The organism is Mycoplasma imitans ATCC 51306, from assembly GCF_000518305.1.
Lineage (GTDB): Bacteria > Bacillota_I > Bacilli_A > Mycoplasmatales > Mycoplasmoidaceae > Mycoplasmoides > Mycoplasmoides imitans.
This window is the reverse complement of record NZ_KI912417.1, coordinates 1-4,196: the sequence shown is the minus strand read 5'-3', so window position 1 is coordinate 4,196 and position 4,196 is coordinate 1. Positions and strand designations below refer to the sequence as shown.

The 4,196-nt window shown below is 25.8% G+C and carries 2 protein-coding genes and 1 pseudogene; 1 reads left to right on the top strand and 2 read right to left on the bottom strand.

From position 1 onward, the window contains the following. Positions 1-181: 181 nt before the first annotated feature. Positions 182-574 (bottom strand): hypothetical protein, encoded by a 393-nt coding sequence (locus P690_RS0103195; protein ID WP_027122318.1) that lies wholly within the window; start codon positions 572-574, stop codon positions 182-184. Positions 575-1,038: 464 nt separating this feature from the next. Between P690_RS0103195 and P690_RS0103190 the strand changes: the two genes are divergently transcribed. Then, the gene (locus P690_RS0103190) at positions 1,039-2,901 is read left to right on the top strand and encodes a P68 family surface lipoprotein (protein WP_027122317.1); all 1,863 of its coding nucleotides are present in this window, start codon (positions 1,039-1,041) and stop codon (positions 2,899-2,901) included. Positions 2,902-4,091: 1,190 nt separating this feature from the next. Here the strand turns inward: P690_RS0103190 and P690_RS04400 are convergent. After that, positions 4,092-4,196: pseudogene (locus P690_RS04400) on the bottom strand (transposase); the annotation flags it as partial.

Sequence of the window (4,196 nt, the reverse complement as noted above, 5' to 3'; positions counted from 1 at the left end):
CTCGAAAGGAATTCGAATGGGTTAAGATAGATTGATTTATTTGTTATTAATGAATTTATATAGCACGACCCTTCAACGAGTTATACGTAAATATTATAAATGATATTTTTTAATATGTAAATATTTTTATAAATTTTTTTTTATTACTTATTAATAAATTAATAATTACTTATTAGAATCTTTAATAAGTATTGTTATAAGTGCTAATAACGTTTAAGAAATTAATGTCGTTAATTAAGTAAGGAAAATAAACAAAACCACTAGTAAAGTAAAGATCGTTCTTTTGTTGTTCTGTTAATTGTTTATCTTGTTTAATTAATTTAATTATCTTATTGCGGATCAGATGAATGTAGTAAATGATCAAGCCAATAAATAAAACTAGTAAAACTACCCCAGGATCTAGCAAGTTCATAGCTAAGATTTTGGTAGTTCGTTCAGTTGTTTCTTTTCATTGTAAGAAATACAGCACACCAAATGCGGTCATTAGTATTCCAAAAAAGAAAGTAATGTAAACAAAAAAAGATATTACAAGACGAATGATTGCTAGTTTTTTAAGTTGTTGATAATTTTGCATTATTAATTGTTGGTTAATAAACTATTGATATTTAGTTCATATTATTAAGCTAAATATATTTTTAGCCTAAATTATAAAAGAAAACAATTATTAAGATAAGAAAAAATATATGGAACAAATAAGGTTAATAAAACATTTAGACTGTTAGTTAGCTATGATGCTTATTTATTAAAACGATGCAAAATGCAATGAACAATAAATTTGTATCGATCTTATGGGTCTAGTTTTTTTTAACCCTTGATGAAACTTAATTAATATTAATAGGTAAAAATATAATCGTTATAAATAAATGATTTTAAACGTAAACTTAATAATTTTAATCCTTATTTAATAATAATTATTAATTAGTTGGTTAACCAATAATTTTTATTTAGCAGCTAATAAGCAAACAAATATTTTTTTCATTGTAAATTAAGAAGGATTAAAACTAGTATCAAATTTAAATAAGGTAGGAAAAAGAATTTATGAAAAGAAAAACTAAATTTCTAATGTGCTCCGTGACAGCTTTAGGCACATTTGGAATATTTTTATCATCTTGTGGTCATGCACAACCTTTACAAAAAAGTGAGTTTGATAATAAAGTTGTAATTCAAACATCGCAAAATCAATTTTACCCATTAATGTGAGCTTTAAGCGAAATAGTTGATTTGTATAATAAACAATTCAGAGACACACCAGGGTTTTTACCTGTAGAACTTCAACAAAGCGAAAAAACAAATGCTACAAGCGAATTGCAGTTAACTAATAAAGTTGTTGCAAGTATCCAAGCTAACTCACAATTAGTGCCAAACATTATTTTAGCTGATCTAAACGCGGCTTATAAAATTAATGGATTTGATCGTTTGTTAGATTTATCAAACAATCCAATAATTAATGAAAATTATTTTGATAGCGATATTTACAACAACTTTAATAAAGTAAGTGGTGCTTCTGCTAACGATAAAAAAGTTTATGCAATTCCATTTAATTTAACAACAACTGATAGCTTGGTATTTAATAAACCTGTAATGAATTTATTATTTAAATTAGTTACATCAGGTGGTGGTACCGTAGATCGGCAATCTAAAATCTATAAAGAGCTTCAAATGGATCAAACTGATATGGGTAGGATTCCAAATAAGAAGTGAAAAGATTTAGAAGTAAAAGATGCTAATGTTTATAAAGGACTAACGGTTAATGATGATACTTTCTCTAATCTTGAATCAATGTTTGAGTTTTCTAAAAAAATTACAGACGGTTTGAAATTAAAGCAAGAACCAACAGTAACTGGACAACAAAGAGATCTTAAGGTTTTCATGTTAGATTACGGTCCAAACATTTATCAAAAATACTTATGATCTAAATTAGGTAATTCAAGAGACACTTGGTTATGAAACTTTAAATTAAAGAACAATCAATTTGATCTAGATTTCACTAACTTAGAAAAAACTCAAGGCCAAGAAACAATTGGAACAACTTACGATTTTTTCAAGAGTAATTATTCAACATTAAGTTTAAATGATAACCAACTATTAAAATCAATTTATTTCGGTACAGGTGGTACATCTGACTGAACTTCTTGAGACATTAGAAATTTTGATACTGCTTTTGGTATCGCTCCTCATGTTGGATGAAACCAATCAGTTTTATCTCCGTTTACAATAAAAACATTTAGAGCTAACAAAGGAGATGTTAGTCAAGAAGATATCAATAACGCAAAAACTAATTTTGCATCAGCTAGCGAAATTTTATGAAAAACTCAATTAACTAAATTTGATAAGGAAAACCCTAACAAAAATACTTTTTGAATCGGTGGTTCATCATTGATTGGTATTAAAACTTCTAAACATCGCGATGAACAAACCAAGAAATTCTTAGAATGATTATTTAACGATACTATAATTAAGGTTTCAGATTCTCCATTCAACGGTCAATCAATTAGTCAAATTTTAAATAGCGTCTCAGCATATGACTTAACCTCAAAACAAGCGTTGTCTACTTCAGCTCAGCAAGCATTAGAACAAACAATAGCAAATGAACAAAAAGAGGTTGATAAAGTAAAAGATAATCCGACACCAGAAACTTTTAACAATCCTGCATGATCAAGAATCTATTTAAATAAAGGTGCGTTAGCAAGTTTAACTGACTGATTAACATTTAAAACAGAATTAAATAAAGATCCTAACAACAATTCAATTGCTTTCATTAACACCGATGAGAAAGCAAGCAAAATTTTAAGCATAATTAATGCTGCCATTTCAGGTATTACACAATCAGCTGAACCTACTAACTTAACTAAAGAAAATCTTATTAAACAAATTAAGGATGATTTAGCAGCCAACAATTAATAATAAGACGAAAATACTTAATTTAAAAGTTATCAAGCATCTATTCTAATTAAAAAAGGGATGCTTGATTTTTTTTATTCAGCAAAAAATCTATATGAAAAACGTAACCTTACAAAATTGTTATTTATTTAAATTTAACGGTAAAAATGGATAAAAGTGTAGATATAATGCCTTCTAATCAGAAATGAATATTTTTTAAAAATATACACAAGCATGCAATTTTAACAAAGATTTAAATGCCTTGTTCACTTTATCGTATTTGGAATAGATACTCTACCAGAGACGATCGGTTTTATTATTCATTGTTATAGTAATCAATAAAATTAAAAATTCAGCTTAAAACTATTCGAACGTCATATTTAGGTATTCAAATTATAAATGAGCTGAGTTTTTAAAATGATAAATCAAAATCAGATAACTCGCTAATTAATGAATTACCATATTCGTAAATAGATTAAGTCAATTATCAGATTTTAGTATCTTGGTATAAATAGTAAGAAAGGTCAATTTAAGCATGATGCAAATGGACGTAATAGGTTTTGATTTTAGGAATCAATGTTTTTAAAGGTATCAATCAAAAAGTCTTCTCACTTAAGTAACTTTTTCATTATGACAAATTTTAGATTTAAAAGAAACAAAATTTATAATTAGTTTTTTAATGATGATTTACTATAAATTATTTTTAATTTTTATTCGTTTTTACCGTCTTTTTTAATAATTTTTAAAAAATTGAGTTATTTAATTTTTATAAATATCATGTATTATTTTTTTTAAATTTCATGTTTGTTTTACTCTAGTGCAAACGCATCGAACTTTACATTTTTTAAATGATATACAAACGATTAAGCCTATATGTTTAGGTTTTGACTAAAACAAATATTTTTCTATATTTTTCCTAAACTCTTTTTAGGTTTAGTGTTAGTTCCCTATATTTTTTCAGCTTTCTTGAAAATACAATTTTGTCTTGTTATATATTTTGAAAACCTAATAACTGGATCCTATTAATTTTTTGGAATATATGAAAAATAGCAATTCTATCTTATAAATGAATTAATGCAATTTAAACACCTTCATTTAATTTTGAGTTTTAATTAATTTTTCGTTCAACAGTTTTCTTCATGTTAAACATCCAAAATTTTCAAAACAGGGAACAAAGCTAATTTTGTGTAATCTGGATTTTTTTCGAACTTTTAGTTTTTCTTAAGTAAGTTCGGAAATACATCCATTAACTCTTCATATATTCTATATCAATTTCTCAGTCTATTACTTTTCTGATTTAGTTTTTTGTACCTTGG